At 67.7% G+C, this 17,762-nt stretch carries 8 protein-coding genes; 4 read left to right on the top strand and 4 right to left on the bottom strand.

Annotated elements, in window-relative coordinates:
• Positions 1 to 61: 61 nt before the first annotated feature.
• Both FV234_RS22305 and FV234_RS22300 read left to right on the top strand, forming a co-directional pair.
• Positions 62 to 1,735: a hypothetical protein gene (locus FV234_RS22305; RefSeq protein ID WP_147831699.1), complete on the top strand. Its 1,674-nt coding sequence runs from the start codon at positions 62 to 64 to the stop codon at positions 1,733 to 1,735.
• 1 nt (position 1,736) lies between these two features.
• On the top strand, positions 1,737 to 2,147 hold the full coding sequence (locus FV234_RS22300; RefSeq protein ID WP_147831697.1) for a hypothetical protein: 411 nt from the start codon (positions 1,737 to 1,739) through the stop codon (positions 2,145 to 2,147).
• A gap of 1,280 nt (positions 2,148 to 3,427) precedes the next feature.
• On the opposite strand, the gene FV234_RS22290 is transcribed toward FV234_RS22300, so the two are convergent.
• Together FV234_RS22290 and FV234_RS22285 are read right to left on the bottom strand one after the other, a co-directional pair.
• Positions 3,428 to 4,447, bottom strand: coding sequence for a helix-turn-helix domain-containing protein (locus FV234_RS22290; protein WP_147831692.1), 1,020 nt, complete (start codon positions 4,445 to 4,447; stop codon positions 3,428 to 3,430).
• Between the two features lie 500 nt (positions 4,448 to 4,947).
• Entirely contained in the window at positions 4,948 to 5,625 is a 678-nt protein-coding gene (locus FV234_RS22285) for an AAA family ATPase (RefSeq protein ID WP_147764658.1), read from the bottom strand.
• 263 nt (positions 5,626 to 5,888) lie between these two features.
• Here FV234_RS22285 and FV234_RS22280 point away from each other — a divergent pair, with 263 nt between their 5' ends.
• Complete coding sequence (locus FV234_RS22280) at positions 5,889 to 6,359, top strand: hypothetical protein (RefSeq protein WP_147831690.1); 471 nt, start codon at positions 5,889 to 5,891, stop codon at positions 6,357 to 6,359.
• A 51-nt stretch (positions 6,360 to 6,410) separates the two neighbouring features.
• Positions 6,411 to 7,388, top strand: a complete 978-nt coding sequence (locus FV234_RS22275; RefSeq protein WP_147831688.1) for a site-specific integrase — start codon at positions 6,411 to 6,413, stop codon at positions 7,386 to 7,388.
• Between the two features lie 8 nt (positions 7,389 to 7,396).
• Here the strand turns inward: FV234_RS22275 and FV234_RS22270 are convergent, their stop codons facing one another.
• Both FV234_RS22270 and FV234_RS22265 read right to left on the bottom strand, forming a co-directional pair.
• A complete protein-coding gene (locus FV234_RS22270; protein ID WP_147831686.1) occupies positions 7,397 to 7,990 on the bottom strand; it encodes an invasion associated locus B family protein in 594 nt (197 codons plus the stop codon).
• A gap of 80 nt (positions 7,991 to 8,070) precedes the next feature.
• Complete coding sequence (locus FV234_RS22265; RefSeq protein ID WP_210250961.1) at positions 8,071 to 17,703, bottom strand: autotransporter-associated beta strand repeat-containing protein; 9,633 nt, start codon at positions 17,701 to 17,703, stop codon at positions 8,071 to 8,073.
• Positions 17,704 to 17,762: the final 59 nt, after the last annotated feature.

The raw sequence follows: 17,762 nt of genomic DNA, 5'->3' as shown, positions 1-17,762 counted from the left end.
GGGATGCGCGGCGGGTCGGCCCCGCCGCGCATCCCCTCATCCTGAAACACGGAGCACGCGCGTGCCCTCTTTGACCCGTCCGCAGACCCAACAGGCCGCCACCCACGCCGAACAGCGCGACCGCGCTGCCCACCTCCGCGACACCGCTGGTCGGTTCACGAAGAGGAAGGCCGTCGCATCGCCGGCACTCGAACCGGAGAAGCCGGCGCCGGCTACGGAGCAGGCGCCTGCCTCGCTCGGCTCCATCCCCGCGCCGGCCAACGCTTCCGACGACGCCTACGCCCTCATGATCGATGGTGATGGCCTCGGGTTGCATGCGGCGCCTGGTGCCAGCCTCGTCGTAGAGCCCGAGATGCCGACCAGCGCCGGCCTTGCCGTGTTCTACCTCAAGGGCAAGACCGACCCGGTTGTGTTCGACCTGACGCACGGCTTCCAGCCCGAGTTCGCGAAGCCGTTCGCGCCGGGGTCCGAAGTGGTGCCGCTGATCGAGGTCGTGGTGCCCAGCACGGGGCGAGGCGGGCGCCTGGGCGCTGATCGCGTCGAGAAGATCCACCGCGTGATCGGGATCTACAGCGATGTCGATCTCCCCTCGAAGGATGGCACTCGCCCGCCCAAGCTGCCGGTGATGAGCGAGTGCCCCGAGGACATGGGCGAGCAGTACGTGAAGGATGCTGGCGCCTATCCGCTGGTCCGGAAGGGCGAGACCGTCGTCTTCGATCCGTCTCGGCGCGACCTGGTCCACGGCGCCTTGTGCGTGATCGAGTGGCACGGCGGCACCCGTGACGTGGTGCTGACCCACTTCCGCAAGATCGGCGGCCAGGGCGAGCCGCAGTGGTGGGTCGATCCGGTCAACCGCGTCGGCGCGGGGACGATCTATGCGAGCGATGGCCCCTACGACGCCGACCACCTGCGCCAGAAGCTCGTCGGCACTGTCGTCGGCGTGCTGGTGCCGCGCCGCGAGCAGGATGAGCCAGAGCCGATCGAAGCGGCCGAGCCCGCATCCGACGAGACTGAGGCGGACGAGGCTGCAGCGCCGGACGAGGCGGACCCGGTTCTTGCGGTCATCCAAGCGCATGCCGAGGCCCGCGCTGCCTTCGTGGAGACCTGCGACGCGACCGATAAGGTGTGGCGGCGAGAGCAAGATCTGGGCACATCCGACGACGCGATGGCGCCCGCGCGTGCAGTCTGGGAGGCCGCCAGCCACGTGGAGACGGTGGCGTGGAACGCGGTGTTCGAGACGCGTCCGACGACGCTTGCCGGCATCGTCGCGGTGATCCGCCATGCCCAACAGTGGGCACCGGGGAATGACGGCATGATCGGCGCTGTGGATCTCAGAGACATCCTCGGGAGCATTGCCGCCGATGTCGAGCGGCTGACGCAGACCGGCGCAGACAACGAAGTGTGCTCGGCCGAAGGGGCGGCATCCCTGAGCTTCGAAGCATACGACCTCGACACGCCGATCCGCAGCCCGGGCGAGTGGAACGAACGCCTTTCGCCCTACACGGTCGGCTTGCACCTCGCCGACCGCTTCCTGCGGATGAGCAAGCTGGAGTTGGTCGCCGCTATCGAGACCCTGGACGGCCGAGGCCCTGAAGCTGTCCTCTCGGTGCTGAACGCGGTCCACGACACCCACGAGGAGATGAAGGCGCTGGCTAGCATCATGGGAGCGGCCCACACCCGCCTCATCGTCGCCGGCTCCTCCGTGATCGTCTCGTCCGACGCGAAGGGAGCCTGACATGGGCAACGTGCTTACCTTCGCCCCGCGCCCAAGCGCAGCCCTTCCGGTAGAGCCGGCGCCGATGGGGGAAACTGAGATCCACACCCGCCTCGGCGAGGCCCTACAGACCGCCTTGGACGCGGCCGACCATATCATTGCCGTTCTCGACCGCATGGACGGTGACACGGGCGCCGAGGACGGCAGGGATGCGGAACCCTCGCTGGCCGCCCCTGAGAACCATCATGGGAGCCAGGTGGTGTGGCTGCGCAATAATGATAGTGGCCGCGGGGCCGAGGTGTCTGAGACCATGCAGCCGGTCGTCATGGCCGAGCACGGGGTTATCCCGTTCGCGCCGCTTCCCTGGCGCGGCTCCGGCAACGTCGTCGCGGCTGCCGGCGTGGCGCTGCTTGAGATGGTGGTGGGGCGGTGATGCCGACGGGCTATTAACGGCGAAAAGCCGCTGCTCGATTTCGGACCAACTCAGGCTTCAACCTCGCGCTTGCTCGGCGATGCTCCGAACGTTCGCCAACGCTTTTGCCCGGTCAGCGCTGCTCTCGATCGAGTGCCATAAACGCAGGAGTTCCATGCCTTGGCTCAGTTCACATGAGACAGATTGCGTAAATGCTTCCTGCGAGCAGTTGAGAGCTTGAGCCAGTTTACTCAAGATCGTGTCCAGGCGATCGGATCGGCCTGTGGCGCCGTCGGTAGTGAGCATCACGGAAGAGTCCCATCGTCTGAGAGCGAGAGGAGAAGATTTTTCTAAATAACAGTCGATTTCTCAAGGACGGTTCGGATTTTCGGCGCGGACGACACGCAGTAGCGCATGCTCGAAGGCTATATGAGCGCGAGCGGATGAATGGACGGTGTTCCGCAGTATGTCTTCGAAAGGGGGCAGCCCACATACGTCCGACGATGCATCAGCGTCAGCGAGAAGACAGCAGTGTAGTTTCCGGTGACGGTCACAGGGCCGTGGCAAGCCGGGCACCGCTTCACGGCCAGAGTGTATTTCCCGTGCGCGTCCGCAAGGCTGACCGCAAGCCACCGCCCGCCAACCTTCACTTCACATGGCGTGGGATCTGGCATCATCATATCTGACCGTACAATACAAGCAAATTACTTCTTGCTACCACCCGATGCCTAGATCTTAGTGCTGATCAACGAGATCGGTTTCTGCTAAGCTCGTTTGAGCGTGGAAGCTGCTTACAAATTTTTTGGGTTCAGCCATCCAGAGCAAGCGTCCGAAAAGGTCATGGAGAGTGGCTTCGCCATGACTGTCAGATGAAGTTGCGGCTACCATTGTCACCGCCCGTTCAATGGCCTCGGCGACTGACCCCGAAGTGATTGATACGCAATCAGTCCAGCGCCCCGATGAACCGGTCGAAGCAGATGTGATGCGGAGCTGAAACGTCGTCATCCTGCCGGGTCTCGAACTGCGTTAAGCGGCGACCGTGGGCACGATCGGTGAGCTTAATCGCCTGTATCTAGTTGCGTCTGTCGTGGCATAAGGCAGTAGGGAAATTATAGCCTGCTGGGGCGTGAAAGGTTTGTCTGTACGTCTCACGGACAAGCCGAGAAGCCACCTCGACGGGCCTTCGGATCAACTCATCGAGCGCCGTCTACCTGGCACACAAGCGCCCTGGTGCGGCCGGACCCGTCCGCTGGAACTGCCAGGTCTTCAGTCCACCAAGCGCGCGGAGCTGAACCGAAGCGTCACCTCTCGCGCAGCCATGACCAGACATGCTGCTCTGTGCCCTGTCCACCGATCCGCTGGACTACCCGACGCTCGCCACGCCAAGCCTGGGGTGGGACGCCGTAGCGGTTGCGAAAGCTGCGGCTGAGATGCGCGACACTACTGAAGGCAAAAACCTCGGCTAACCGACTGATAGTGCGGGTTTCCATGGGATCTGCAAGAGCGTCGCGCACTGCCTTCAAGCGCTCATGTTGCACAAAGTTCATCACGCCCTCCCCCGGCTCGAACAAGCGGTAGAGCGTGGCCCGCGAGACTTGCATCTGCCCAGCGATGAAGTCGGGCGACAGATCGGGCTGCGATAGGTTCTCCTGCACGATCGTTCGAGCTAGTGCGTGCAACCCACCGTAAAGCTCGCGCCCTTCCAGCACATCCGAGGCCTTCGAGGGGTCGAGCAGACGGCGCAAGAAGGCGACGATCTCATCGGCGAGCAATGAGGCATCGTCCGATCGCATAGTCGGCAATCGCCGGTGAATGCTTAAAATCTGTGTGACGAGCAACCGGTTGCGGGCAGCATCGAAAAGGAGTGCGTGATCCTCAAGGGGTAGGGCGTTGAGGTGCGCGCAGGGTACGACGAAGCCAGTCGTATCAGATCGATCAAACATGCCGTCGAGCATGTGGCGGCGGCTGATCATCGCGACGGAGCCGGGCGAGATCGAAGCAGAACGTCCAGCGATAGTGCCTCGGTAGCGGCCGCTACGCCAGAGCTGGAATAGGTAATGATCAGGGGCGGCCTCGACGCGCCGGCGGTCACGCTGGATACGCTGGGTCGAGAAAATCGTACGGTGAGCGACTAGGTCTCCGACCTGATACGCGATGTTGCTGCCGAAAGGCAGCGTGGCCGATGGCGCTGTCGGTCCGACCTCGTACATCGGCGCTAAGAGAGTGCGCCATCGCTCAAAGGCTTCCCCGCGTGGCAATCCTGAAGTCGTCAGGAAGAAGTGCGGCAGGCCCGCATCAGCCGTCGTGTCGTCCGCACCCAACGGGCCAAATCCTTCGCTATCCGACCCAATCAGTGAAGGACGTTAGGCATGCGTCCCTTGGCGGGGCAAGCCAAATGCCGGTGCGCGGACCAGGGCGCGCCAAGCGATGGCCTATCGACCAAGTGAGGCCTAGGCGGCAGCTGCTCACCCCCCACTCACCGTGTGGCTCAACCGGCGAAACGCACCCGGCTAGCTCACGCCTGAAAGCCTTCTAACGGCTATGCTTCGCAAGGATTTCTTGCATGGCTTCCGTGACCAGAGCTTCGATAGAATTGCCAGCCCGGCCATGCTCGGCGACCAGCTCGCGAGAGAGGCCACGTACCTTTGCGATGAGATCCCTGTCCAACCACACCGTGAACGCCTGCCGGTTCTCACGATGGTCCCGGACTTTAGGTGTAGGTTTATCTAAACTTTTATCTTGAGGTGTAGATATAGGTTGAGGTGTAGGGTCTAGAATGGGCTGCTCCCCAACGACGAAGGAAGCGGACAGGCTCGGCCGCTTAGCCATTCTGCTTCTCCGTCCGCTTGCGTTTCACCTTGATACCGACCTGCTTTGCCACCCATCGGAACAGGGCATCAATCTCCTCAGCGCCCTTCCCGTTCGGCTCGATCTCCTGGATCGTGCTGCCATCGATCAGGCAAGATTTGTAGCCCTTGCGGTGGCAGATGAAGGGCGCACCGTGCTCGCGGCCAGTTGGGATGCCGCGAGAAACGAAGCCCGCCGCGGCCTCCTTCACATCCTTCTTCGCACCGCTCACATCCACATCAGTGAAGATGACGAAGTTCGGCTTGCCCAGGCCCTTGGCCATCGTGTGTGAGGTCGGCACGGCATCCATGTCGGCCAACGACGTGCGCGATGGGATCAGCACGAGGTCGGACAACTCAGCCGCTCGCTTGCCCATGATTTCGGCTTTGCCGGCCGTGTCGATCAGAACCAACTCGGCACCCTGCTTCTCAAACTCGCGGAGTGTGGGTTCAAGGAAGTCCGGTGTCGTCTCTGGCCTAACCGGCGGCCCGTCCGTCTGCCTTCGTGTGGACCACATCCGAAGCGTCGCCTGAGGATCGGTGTCCACGATCGCGCTCAGAATACCGGCGTGGTGAGCAGCCACAGCGAGGTGCGCCGTGAGCGTGGATTTCGTGCTCCCGCCCTTCAAACCCAAGATCGTGACAACCCGCATCGACTCACCTCCGGCACGCTTCCTAAACGGTGTAGGTCTAAGGTCCAAAGATACCGTTTAGCTTGACCTCTAGGTAACCCGTTTAGGTATTCCGTGTGCATTTAGGTGTAGGTTTACCGTTTAGCGCACTTGCCATTGAGGCCGAAGGTATATAACTTCTGATAACAGATATTCTCGGAAGTTTGGAGCCGGGACAGTCGCAAGCGCCGTGAGAAATTGAAGCCTCGGCTATGTCGGGGCGTGCGAGCGGGAGGACGGGCAAGATGGGCGCTGAGAACTTCGCCGAGCAGGAGCGGCTGATGCAGCGGCTTGACCGCAAGTGCCAGGAACAGACTGAGCGCGTTCGCGACATGGTCCGCGAGGCCGGGCGACCGGATCTCCTCGCTGAGTTCGACCAAAGGCTGCGGGAGAGCGATCTAGGCATCACGGGCGCCCGCTCGACCTGGCACAGCATCTCGGATGCGCAGCGGCGCTTGCTGATCCTGCTGTCCAACGGACCGGCGAGCGTTCGCCGCACGAAGGGCGCGTCCTACGACGTAGTCTCGGAGGCCGGCTCTCGGGCAACAGGTATCCGGCTCGGCACGGTCAGGAACCTCGCTCGTCGTGAACTTCTCGAATGGACCGGGGGTGCATTCGATCCAGAAGCCTCCGCCGCGCCGACCGAACGAATGGCCTTTGTCCTGAAACACGGTCGCCCAGCGCCGGGAGCGCACTTCGACGGCTTCCGCCCGTAACTCGCCTGTAGGAGTGGATCGCGACGGCCCTCGGGGCCGGGAAGGGATGCGATGCCGAGTTCTGAAACCCCGACGCTATCCGTCGCGGTTCTTCCCAGCCCTGGCAGCAACCTGCCAGCCGACGCCCTTGCCTTGGTGCGGGACTATCAGCGCGCCTCGAAGGCGAAGGCCACGATCCGCGCCTACAAATCGGATGCGGCGGCGTTCACGGCCTGGTGCGACGGCCATGGGGTCTCGTCTCTGCCGGCCTCGCCCGAGACGGTGGCGGCGTTCCTCTCACACGAGGCAGCAGCCGGGCGGGCTTCGTCCACGATCGGCAGGCGGCTCGCGGCCATCGCCTACGCGCACAAGCTCGCTAGCCTGCCGGACCCCGGCGCGCACGAGACGGTGCACGCGGTCATCAAGGGTATCCGGCGCCGGCCGGGCATGGAGATCCGACAGAAGACGGCCGCGACCGCTGAGGTACTGGCCGCCATGCTCTCGCATGCTCCGCCTGGGCTCGCCGGCAAGCGGGATCGGGCACTGCTGGGCTTAGGCTTTGCTGGTGCCTTCCGGCGATCGGAGTTGGCCGCGTTGCTGGTCTCGGACCTGACCGACCACCCTGACGGCATGCGGGTGCTGATCCGGCGGTCCAAGACCGATCAGGAGGGCAGGGGGGCCGAGAAGGCGATCCCGACCGGCCGGCACGTTCGCCCGGTTGCCTTGGTGCGGGAATGGCTCGCGGCGGCTGAGATCATGGACGGCCCGGTGTTTCGGCCGATCTCACGATCGGGGCGCATCCGGGCCGAGGCCCTGACGGATCGCAGCATCGGGGACATCGTGAAGAGGTATGCCGGAGCCGCGGGCTTCGATCCGGCGGCCTTCGGCGGGCATTCCCTGCGGGCCGGGTTCGTGACGACGGCGGCAGAGCGTGGGGCCGATCTCGCCCGCATCATGGAGGTGTCGGGCCACCGAGACCCGCGGACGGTGCTTGGGTACGTCAGGAGAGCAAACGCTTTTAAGGATCACGCGGGGAGCGGGTTCCTCTGATCCGAAGGCTAGGCCGGTTCTTTGGCGAGCGCATCGAGGGCCTGGGCGAGACCGTGGAACGAGAGCGGGATGGCGACGTCCTGACCGGCGGCGTTCTTGAACGCGATGCGGCCGGGCTCGTTCGTGCCGCGCCAGCGACGTAGCGCATCCTCGCGGACGCTGGCCTCCGCGATGCAGCCGCCGGGCAGGCAGCGGCGCCAGGCCAGCTCGAAGCCGGTGGTGTCCTTCTCGTCGATCAGCACCCGCACGCTGCCCGGCAGGGCGACGTTGGGCGGCAGGATCGCGGTGACCTGCAGCGGCTCGCCCGCCGAGACCCGGCCGATGGCGATCTGGGCGATCGGCTGGGCCTGCCCCTGCACCTGCATGGTCTGAGCCGCCTCGCAGATCCGCACCGGGCGATCGCCGCCGCCGCGCTGGCAGCGCAGGACCCAGTCGCCGAAGCTCGCCGTGGTGCTGCCCGGCTCGGTCGGCACCGCGGCGGGCTTGGCCGGAGCGGCCGGGGCGGGCTTGCCACCCTGCGCGAGGGCCAATGCGGCCGGAAGCGCGGCGGTCGCGACGCAGAGCAGCCCAAGGGTGAGGAGGCGGGGGACGATCGCAGGCATGACGGAACTCGGCTGAGTTGGAATGAGAGCGGCCCGCGCAGGGGGATGCGCGGGCCGTGATGTGATCCGATCGTTCGATCTTAGAACCGGACGTTGAAGTTGCCCTTCACGCCGTGGTCCTGGGCGCGGGGGCCGACCTGGCCGGTGTAGTTCAGGCCGATCGTGGCTGCCGAGGTGACCTGCCAGTCGAGGCCGGCCGAGGCCACCAAGGCATCCCGGTCGATCGGCACGCCCGAGGCGATGAAGCTCGGGCCGCCCGCGCCGAAGCTCAGCAGCGCCGAGGGCACCACGTCGCCGAAGGCCCGGCGGTAGCCGATCAGGCCGCGGGCGACGAGCGGACGCTCCCCGAACGCGTCGCCGAGCACGAGCTGGCCCTGGATGCCGGCGGTGGCGGTCTGGATGTCGTAGCCGCGGCCCGCCACCGTCAGCGCCGCGATCCCGCCCTGCTCGGTCAGGCCGTCGCGGCGGATGTGGATCGCCGCCCCGCCCGCGAACGGCTCGATGTAGCCGGTCGCCGTGCCGATGCGGTAGCCGACCTCGCCGAAGCCCTGGATCGTCTCGCCGCCGGCCTTGCCCGACAGGCTCTGCGAGAAGCCCGGGAACGCGGCCGTCCGGCGTGCCGTCAGCCCGTTGTCGGCATAGGCCGCGCCGAGCCGGACTTGCAGCGGGCCGACCGGGCCGCGGGCGTAGACCGCCCCGTACCCGCTCTCCACCGTGCCCGAGGACAGGCGGCCGGTGACGTCGAACCCGGTGAAGCTGTAGCCGCCGGCCACGCCCACCCGCCACGCCGACAGGTCCGCCCCGGCGCCCGTCAGGCCCGACAGGGCGGTCTCGGCGCCGAGCACGAAGCCGCTGGTCTGGCGCGACAGCCCGGCCGCGTTGCCGTTGCCGGCGGTGTTGCCGAAGGCGCCGAACGCCTGGCCCCAGACCGCGTAGGCCGGCACCACGAACTGCGTCGGCACCGCCGAGAGCGTCGGGGCGCGACCCGGCAGGTCGGCGGTGTAGGCCCCCGGCAGGGTCGAGCCCGGCGCGAAGCGCTGGCCGACGCTGCCGGCCCCACCGAAGCCGCCGGCAAAGCCGTTGCTCTCGCCGAAGCGCAGGTGGTCGAGGATGGTCTCGCGCACGAACGAGGCGCCCTCGAACATCGTCGTCACCGCGCTGGAATAGACCTCACCCGAGAGCGCATTGAAGGCTTGGCGGGACTGCGCAGCGGAGAGCACCGCGATCGCGTCGTAGATCGGCGTGCCGACGCCCAGCGCCTGGGCGGCGGCGGCGACCCCAGCTTGGTTGCCGGTCTGCGCCGTGGCGCCGAAGGCCAGGTCGTTGCGGGCGAGCCGCAGGTAGGCGTCGTTGGCGTCGTAGGTCAGGAAAGGCGTCAGGAAAGCGAAGTTCGAGGTCACGCCTGCGAACCGCCCAGTGACGCCGCCTGCCGCCGTAAGGATGGTGTAGCGCGTGCTCGGCGCGTACGCCCCCGTGCCGGCGGTGACCTGAACCGTGCCGCCCTGCAGCGTCGCGGTGCCAGCAGCTGTGATGCGGTCGGACTGTCCGGCTGCCGTGGCATCGACCCGGTAGATCGACTGGCTGGCAAACAGAAAGTTGCCGTTCACGTTCAGCGTGCCGAGGCTGCCGGCCGCGGTGGTGGCACCCGGGGCGACGCTCGCACCGGATTGGACGGTCAGGCCGCCGATGGTCCCGGTGCCGCCGACGACCGCAGCATTGGCCACGGTGACCACCGTGTTGGCGAGGCTGCCGTTGACCACGAACCCGCCCGTGGCGACCGTGGTCGGTCCCGAGAGGGTGCCGGTGCCGGTGTAGGTGAGCGTGCCGGCTCCCTGCTTGACGAAGCGGCCGCTGCCGTTGACCGCGTTGCCGAGCGTCGCATCGCTCGCCTGATCGATCACCAGAGTGGTGTTGCTGATCACACCGCCGCTGCCGAGGCTGGCGGCCGAGGCCACCAGTGTACCGGCCGAGACGGTGGTACCGCCGGAGTAGGTGTTGGTGCCGGTCAGCGTCAGGGTGCCGGTGCCGAGCTTGGTCAGGCTGGTGGCGCTGCCGCCGTCAACGATGCTGCCGGCGTAAGCCGTCGAGCTGTTGTCGCCGTTGGTGGTCAGCGCGCCGTTGCGCAGGATCGCCGCCGCGTTGGTGCCCGAGAGTGAGCCGACCGTGAAGGTGGTCCTGCCGAGATCGACCGTGCCGTTGTTGGTTAGCCCGGTCACCCCGGCAAGCGGGCCGGTGAGGACGAAGCTGCCGCCCGCCGCATTGGTCACCGCCCCGGCGATCCGGCCGGAGGCGGTGATCGCGGCGGCGTTGGTGACAGCGCCGTTGATCGTGCCGCTGGTGGCGAGGCTGCCACCGGTCACCGCCACCGCGCCGTTGATCGTCCCGGTGTTGGTGCTGGTGCCGGCGCTGTTGCTCAGGCCGCCGTTGAGCGTCGCGGCATTCGTGAAGCCGCCGCTGTTGGCGACGCCACCGTTAATCGTGCCGGTGTTGGCCAGCGTCCCGGCATTGGAGACCGGCGCGGAGGCCGTGTTCCAGGTACCGGAGTTCGCCAGCGTCCCGCCGATATCGTTGCGGGCGTTGCCCTGCCACAGGCCAGCATTGGTAATGCTGCCGGCATTGGCGGTGAGGTTGCCGGTCCACACGCCGGTGGCGCGGTTGGCGATCGTGCCGGAGGCGGTGTTGCTCACGTCGGCGTTGTAGCGCCCGTCGTTGACCACGCTGCCGCTGTTGGCGAGCGCATCGGTGATCGTGCCGCCCTGCGCCACCGCGATCGAGCCGGAGTTGACGATCCCGGCCGGGGCCGTGAGGCTTCCGCCGTTCGCCACCGTCAGGCTGCCCGCGTTGGTCAGCAGGCCGGAGATCCCGTAAGCGCCCGAGCCCGTGATCGCCACAGTGGCGCCACCGGCATTGGTGAGTGTGCCGTTGCTCGCCACGTTGCCGGTGACGCTGAACGTCCCGGCATTGTTGGCGATGGCCCCGTCGATGCGGCCGGCCGAGGCCACGACCGTGCCGGTGTTGGTCAGCCCACCGGCGATCGTGCCGGAGGTCGCGAGGGTGCCGCTGTTGCCGACGCCTCCGTTGAGGCTGCCGGTGTTCGTGGCGTTGCCCGTGTTGGTCAGCGAGCCGGCGACACTGCCGGTGTTGCTGAAGGTCGCGGCGTTGGCGACCGGACCGGCCAGCGAGCCGGTGTTGGCCAGCGTGCCGGCCGAGACCGTCGTGGTCCCGGTGTAGGTGTTGGCACCCGACAGCGTGAATGTACCGGTCCCGACCTTGATCAGGCCGCCGGTGCCGGAGATCGTACCGGCATAGGCGGTCGAGGCGTTGCTGCCGCCGGTGGTCAGGGTACCCGACCCCAGCGTCACGCTGCCGGTGCCGGAAAGCGAGGCGATCACCTGGTTGAACGTGGCCAGATCCATCCGGGCCCCGGTCGCGATCGTGACGGCGGAACCCGCCGAGAAGGCGTTGACGGCGCCGGCCTGCAGCGTGCCGGCGTTGATCGCGGTGGCCCCGGTGTAGGTGTTGGCCCCCGACAGAGTCAGGGTCCCCGCACCGACCTTGGTCAGCGCCGTGGCGCCGTTGATCGCACCGGCATAGCCCGACGAGGTGCCGTCCGAGCCGGCCGTCAGGGTGCCGCCATTGGCGAGGGTCGCAGCTGCGGTGCTGCCGGCCAGCGAGCCGACCGCGAGGCTGTTACCGCCGAGATCCACCGTGCCGTCGTTGGTGAGACGACCGATGCCGGTCAGTGCACCCGTCTGGGCGAAGCTCGCACCGGCCGCGTTGGTCACAGCGCCGTTGATCTGCCCCTGTGCGTTGACCCGCGCGCTGTTGTTCACCGTCCCGTTGACGACCCCGGTGGTGGTCAGCGTCCCGGCTAGGATCGTCGCGCCGCCGTTGATCGTCCCGGTGTTGGTGCTGGTGCCCGCAAGATTGGTGAGCCCACCACCCACGGTGCCGGAGTTGGTCAGCGTGCCGGAATTGACCGCCGCCCCGGTGATCGTCCCGCTGTTGCCGGCGGACCCTGCGTTGGTGAGGTTGCCCGTCACCGTGCCGGCGTTGGCGAAAGTCGCGTTGTTGCTCACGTTCGAGGTGATCGAACCGCTGGCCGCGATGGCGAGCGTGCCGGCCTGGACGGTGGTGGTGCCGGTGTAGCCGCTCGCCCCCGTGAGCGTCAGCGTACCCGCTCCGAGCTTGACCAGGCCGATCGCGCCGCCGGTGCTGGTCAGCGCGTTGGCGATGGTCGCGCCGACGTTCGTGTCGACGGTGATGAAGCTCTGGTTGCGCGTGGTGAAGGGGTCGCCGGTGAGGTTGAGCGTGCCGGTGCCGGCAAGCTGGTAGCCGTCCACGGTGAACTGCAGGCCCTGCAGGTTCTGCGCGCCCGCCACCGTGACGGTACCGGCGGCACCCGAGAAGATCCCGACGCCCGAGCGCCAGACGTCGTTGACCTGCCCGCCCGGCAGCATCGTCCAGTTGGTGGTGGTGGCGTTCCAGGTCCCCGTGCCGCCCTGGGGACCGGCGGTGGCGCCGGTGGTGTCGGCACCGTCGAAGTACTGCACCGACTGGTTGCCGTTGGTCAGCAGCACGTTCACCTGGTTCGGGATGTTGGTGTAGACCAGCGCCGAGGTGCCGGCCGTCGGCGTGGTCACCGTGCCGAACGTGCCCGTGACGATCCCGCCCGCGTTGTTCTGGTTGTAGTTGTACAGCCGGTAGGCGCCCGAGACCGGGTTGGTGGCCGCGTTGCTCGCGGCCACCAGGTTGAGCGTGCCGGCGAGCGCCAGGTTGCCGCCGACGTTGATCAGGTCGTTGCTGGCTCCGCCGACGAAGCCCGGCGCGCCGAGTTCGTACAGCGAGGTCGAGGCGGCGTTCAGGGTGTAGTTGCCGGCCACCGTCAGCGTGCCGGGCGAGTTGCCGGCCGAGACCGTGCCGCCGTTGACCACCACCGAGCCGGCGATGGTGCCAGACCCGTGCAGCGTGCCGCCTGTGTTGACGTTGACGGTCGCGCTGTTGCCGGCCGTGTCGCCGAACACCGCGCCGGTCGCGCCGGCGCCGCCCACCGACAGGATGCCGGCGTTGACGTTGGCCGTGCCGGTGAACTGGCCGTTGGCCGCGCTGTTGGTGCCGTTGAGGATCGTGGTGCCGCTGCCGGCCTGGTTGAGCACGCCCGCGCCGGTGACGGTGTTGGCCAGCGTCAGGTCCGCGGTGCGGTTCACGGTGAGCACGCTCGCCCCGTTGGCGCCGTTGGCGGCCGCGTTGACGATGGCGAGGTTGCCGGTGAGCGTCCCGGCCGTGTTGCCGATCACCAGCGTGCCGCCGTCAATCTGCAGCGCGTTGGCGGTGGTACCCGCCGCCGCCGTCGAAGCGATGGTGCCGGAGTTGGTGAGCCCCGTCGTGCCGGTGCCGGCCACCCGCAGGCCGATCGCGCCCTGCACCATGGTGTTGGCCGCCACCGTCACGGTGTTGCTCGCGCTGTTGCCAGTGAGGAACACGCCGGCGTTGCCCGCGCCGGCGGCCGTGATCGCGCCGTTGGCGGTCACCGCCACCGCGCCCGAGGTGCCGGTGGCAACGATGCCCGAGCCGTTCGTCGTCGTAATCGCGCCCGCCGACACGGTCACCGTGCCTGCGCCAGCTGTGGTCGCGTTGATGCCGGTCGTGCCCGCGGTAATCGCGCCCAATACCGTCGTTGTCCCGATCAGAACGTTCCCACTTCCAGTGATGGTCGCGTTGACGCCGATGCCTGCAACAGGGGACCCTACGCCGATTGTGCCTCCGCCTTGAACGCTGACGTCACCGGCCGTGCCGGTTGAAACAGCGTTGATGCCATTCTGGTAGGTGCCGGTTCCAGCTACGCCGGAGATTGCGCCAGCGTTCGTGATCGAGATGCCACCAGTCCCCGCAGTCGTTCCGTTGATCCCGTTGCTGCCGGTGCCAGCAGTCGTGTGAACGACGTTTGCAGCGTTGTTGATGGAAACGAGGCCAGCACCCACATTCAAGGCATTAGCGACGATCCCACCGACGGCACCGCCGCTTGTGAGCGTCGCCCCCTGGGCGGTCGTGATCGATATTCCGCCTGTTGAGGCCGCCGCCGTGTTCGTCTGACGCACATAGACGGCGCGTTGCGTCCCGGTGACCGAACCAATGGGGCTCGTGCCGCCGAGCGTAATAGCCCCAGTCCCGTTGGTGGTCGCGAAGATGCCGTTGCCGGTTGCGGTGATGAGGCTGTTTGCGGTTGTATCGACCGCAATATTGCCGGCCCCACCGCTGGTATTTTGAGCGTTCACCCCGACCCCGGTGGCGTCGTTCGCACCGGCGCCGGCAGCGAAGATGTTGCCGGCTGTAACTGTGATGTCGCCGGCCGTGGCGCGCGTCGCGTTGATGCCGATGCCGCCGACGCGGGTGGTCGCGTTCGTACCGATCTGCCCGCCGGACTGGTTGACGACGATACCGCCGCCTCCCGTGCTGGTGGCGTCGATGCCGTTGGCGGTGGCCTGGATCGTGCCGGCCGTCTGATTGACCGTGACCGTGCCGGCCACGCCCGTCGCGGATACGGCGTTGCCGCCGGTGCCGGTGACGTTGGCGCCGACGTTGACCGTGACCGTGCCGGCCGTCGTCCCGTTGGTCGAGCGCGCGTCGATGCCGACGCCGCCCGAGACGGTGCTGAGGGTCGTGACGCCCGCGACGGTACGGGCAGTGGTGCCGACCGTGACGCCCGCGGCGCCGGAGTTGGTTGCCAGGATGCCGGTACCGCTGACCGTGATGTCGCCGGAGTTGGTCACGGTCACCACGCCCGCGCTGGTGGCAGTGGCCTGGATGCCGGTGGCGAAGTTGTTGGTGATCGTGCCGGTGTTGGTGATCGCGGTCGCCGTCTGCGTCCCGCCGAGCAGCCCGGCGGTGTCGTTCTGGGCGAGGATCGCCGTGGCGCCCGTGCCGGACGGCCGGGTGAGAGTCGCGGCGTTGGTCACCTGGACGTAGCCCGTCCCAGAGGCAGCGTGCGAGGCCCCGATGACGCCCCCGCCCGCGTCGGTGACTTGGAGGGTCGTGTTCGCCGCGGTCGTGACCGCGACGTTGCCGGTGCCGCCGAAGATCGACGCGTTGACGGCCACGAGCCTCCCGGTGATGTCGCCCTGCGTGGCAACCGTGATGTCGCCGGAGGCGAAGTTGATCGCCCGCACGGCCTCGGCGGTAGAGGTGATCGTCCCGGCGGTGATCGCGATGGTGCCCGCGGTCGAGCGCTCGGCGTTGATGGCGGCCGTGCCCGACGCCGTCGCGGTGGTGTTGATCTGGCCGCCGGACTGGTTGACGACGATCGCGCCCGAGCCGGACGACGTCGCGACGATACCGTTGCTCGCCGCCTGGATCGTGCCGGCGGTCTGGTTGACCGTGACGGCACCGTTCACGGTGCTGGCGGCGATGCCGTTGCCGCCAGTGCTGGTGATGTTGCCGCCAGTGACGACGCTGACGGCGCCCGTTCCGGTGCTGCTGGTCTGGATCGCATTACCCGCGCCCGAGACGGCGCCGAGGGCGGCCCCTGTCGTGCCGAGGACGACATTGCCGCCCTGGCTGGCCGCCCGGATGCCGAAGCCGCCGGTGCCGGTGACCGAGCCGTTGCCGGTGATGGAGATCGGGTCGGCCGTGGTGAGGTTGGCGTCGATGCCGTTGACGCCGCTGATCGAGCCCGCGCCCGTGTTGGTGATCGCGACCGCGCCCGTCAGTGCGAAGACACCGCTCTGGTTCGCCGCAGTGATGCTGCCGGTGTTGTTGAACGTGCCGCCCTGCAGCGCCACGCCCTGGTTGCTGGCGGTGATCGTGCCAGCATTGGCGAAGGTCGCCCCAGCGTTCACGAGCACGGCGGCCTGCGCTTGTCCCCCGTTCGCTCCTGTGACGAGACCTGCCACGCCAGCGGTGGTGTACTGGGCGCCCCCGGCGAGCGCGAGGATGCCGTCGTTGACGACCAGCGCCCCGGCGTTAGCGTTCGTGGCCGTCCCGGTCAGCGTCCAGGTGCCGGCGTCGAATTTCTGCACCGTCTGCGCGCCGGTGACGGTGGACAGGTCGAGTGTGCCGGCCGCGCCGGTGGTGTTGGTGCCGGTTCCGCCAAAGGTGCCGGCGCCGCGTAGGTTCAGGGTATTGGTGCCGCCGCCGAGAGCGATCGTACCGAACGACGCCGCCGCCACCGTTCCGGCGTTCTGAAGCATGACGTTCGACTGCACGCCAGTGACCGGGTCGGTATAGGCCCGGGTCAACGCCGCCGCATTCACCGTGCCGGTGTAGAGCGAGACGGCATCGTTCCCGCCGGAGCCGAGGATCGAGCCCGTCGCCGATCCGGCGTAGAGGTTGGCGGTCAGCGCCCCGCTGTTGAAGGCGATGATCCCGAGCGCCCCGCTGCCGATCGAACCATAGTTGTCCACAGTCAGCGTCCCGGCGCCCACCGCGATGCCAGAATTCATGGTGCTGGTGATCGTGCCGGCGTTCAGCACGGTCGAGGCGCCGCTCCGGACGACGACGCCGTTGCTACTATCGCCCGAGATCGTACCGCCGCCGAGGTTGGTCAACGTCAGCGCTGCACCGGAGTCGATACCGTGAACGGCGCCCTGGATCGCGCCGCTGTTGGTGACCGTGCCGCCGGCCCGGAGCTGGATCCCGGCGAAGCCGCCCGCGGTGATCGTGTTGTCGGCGTTGAGGGTGCCCGAGGCGATCCGGCCGGCGTTGGTGATCCGGTCGGCGGCGTTCGAGCCCACCGCGCCGTACCGGCCGACGATCGTGCCGCCGGCCTGGTTGATCAGGGTCAGCGCGCCGCCGCCGTCGCTGCCGACGCCGTAGCCGTTCCCGGAGTTGCTGGCGTTCTGCCCGTAGATGACGCCGGTGCCGGCGTTCGTGACGGTGAGCGCGCCCGTGCCGTGCTGGGTCACGCCATCGAAGTCGATGCCCTGGATCCGGCCGGCGTTGCCCACGGTGAGCGCGCCGGTGACGTTGCTCTGGAGCTGGATGACGCCGCTGGCCTGGCCCACGATCTCCGCGTTCGCGGCGTTGTTGACGGTGGTGCCCACGGTGGTGCTGGTCGTGACGGCGTTGATGCCGCCCACGCCACCGATGACGCGCACGCTGCCCTGGTTGGTGAAGGTGCCGCCGTTCAGGACGACGCCGTTGGCGGCGGCGACGTAGCTGCCGGTCTGCGCGATGGTGACGTTGGAGGCATCCGCCACGGTGAACCCGCCGGTCTGCGTCAGTGCGCCCGACAGGGTGATGAGGTCGCCGGTGTTGGTCGCGCCCCGCACGGTGAGCGAACCGGTGCCGGAAACGGCGTTGCCAAAGGTGAGTGTGCCGGAGCGATTGAGGATGAGCGCGCCGTTGTCGGTGACCGCCGAGGCAGCCGCGAGCGAGCCCGTCGTGCCGCCGGCACCGATCTGCAGGGTAGCGCCATTCCCGATCGTCGTCGTACCCGTGTAGGTGTTAGCCGCACTGAGGACTAGCGTGCCGGCGCCGGACTGCGTCAGACCGTAGCTGCCTGCGTTCGCACCGGTACCGCCGGAACCGGTCTGGTCTGCAATGGCGTTCGCCACCGTCTGAGTCTGGTTCGCCGCCGGCTGGAAGGTGACGGTACCGTTTCCGGCGAGGAATAGGCCGGCGCCGAAGGCGTTGCCAGCCACGTTTCCAGTACCCCCCGTGACGTTGTTGCCGTCTACTGTCAGTGTGCCGGTGAACGTCAGGGCTCCCCCGGCCATCACGAAGACGCCCCCGCCGAGGCCCGCACCGCCGCCGCCAGTGCCGCCGAATTGACCGC

Origin of the sequence: Methylobacterium sp. WL8 (assembly GCF_008040045.1) — a bacterium.
Lineage (GTDB): Bacteria > Pseudomonadota > Alphaproteobacteria > Rhizobiales > Beijerinckiaceae > Methylobacterium > Methylobacterium cerastii.
The sequence above is the reverse complement of the archived record's forward strand: the minus strand, read 5'-3'. Positions and strand labels throughout refer to the sequence as shown.

Excerpts from the sequence above, each read along its gene's own strand:
- FV234_RS22300 (WP_147831697.1), top strand. The coding sequence starts at position 1,737 with ATGGGCAACGTGCTTACCTTCGCCCCGCGCCCAAGCGCAGCCCTTCCG.
- FV234_RS22285 (WP_147764658.1), bottom strand. The coding sequence starts at position 5,625 with ATGCGGGTTGTCACGATCTTGGGTTTGAAGGGCGGGAGCACGAAATCC.
- FV234_RS22280 (WP_147831690.1), top strand. The coding sequence starts at position 5,889 with ATGGGCGCTGAGAACTTCGCCGAGCAGGAGCGGCTGATGCAGCGGCTT.
- FV234_RS22275 (WP_147831688.1), top strand. The coding sequence starts at position 6,411 with ATGCCGAGTTCTGAAACCCCGACGCTATCCGTCGCGGTTCTTCCCAGC.
- FV234_RS22270 (WP_147831686.1), bottom strand. The coding sequence starts at position 7,990 with ATGCCTGCGATCGTCCCCCGCCTCCTCACCCTTGGGCTGCTCTGCGTC.
- FV234_RS22265 (WP_210250961.1), bottom strand. The coding sequence starts at position 17,703 with ATGGCCGGGGGAGCCCTGACGTTCACCGGCACACTGACAGTAGACGGC.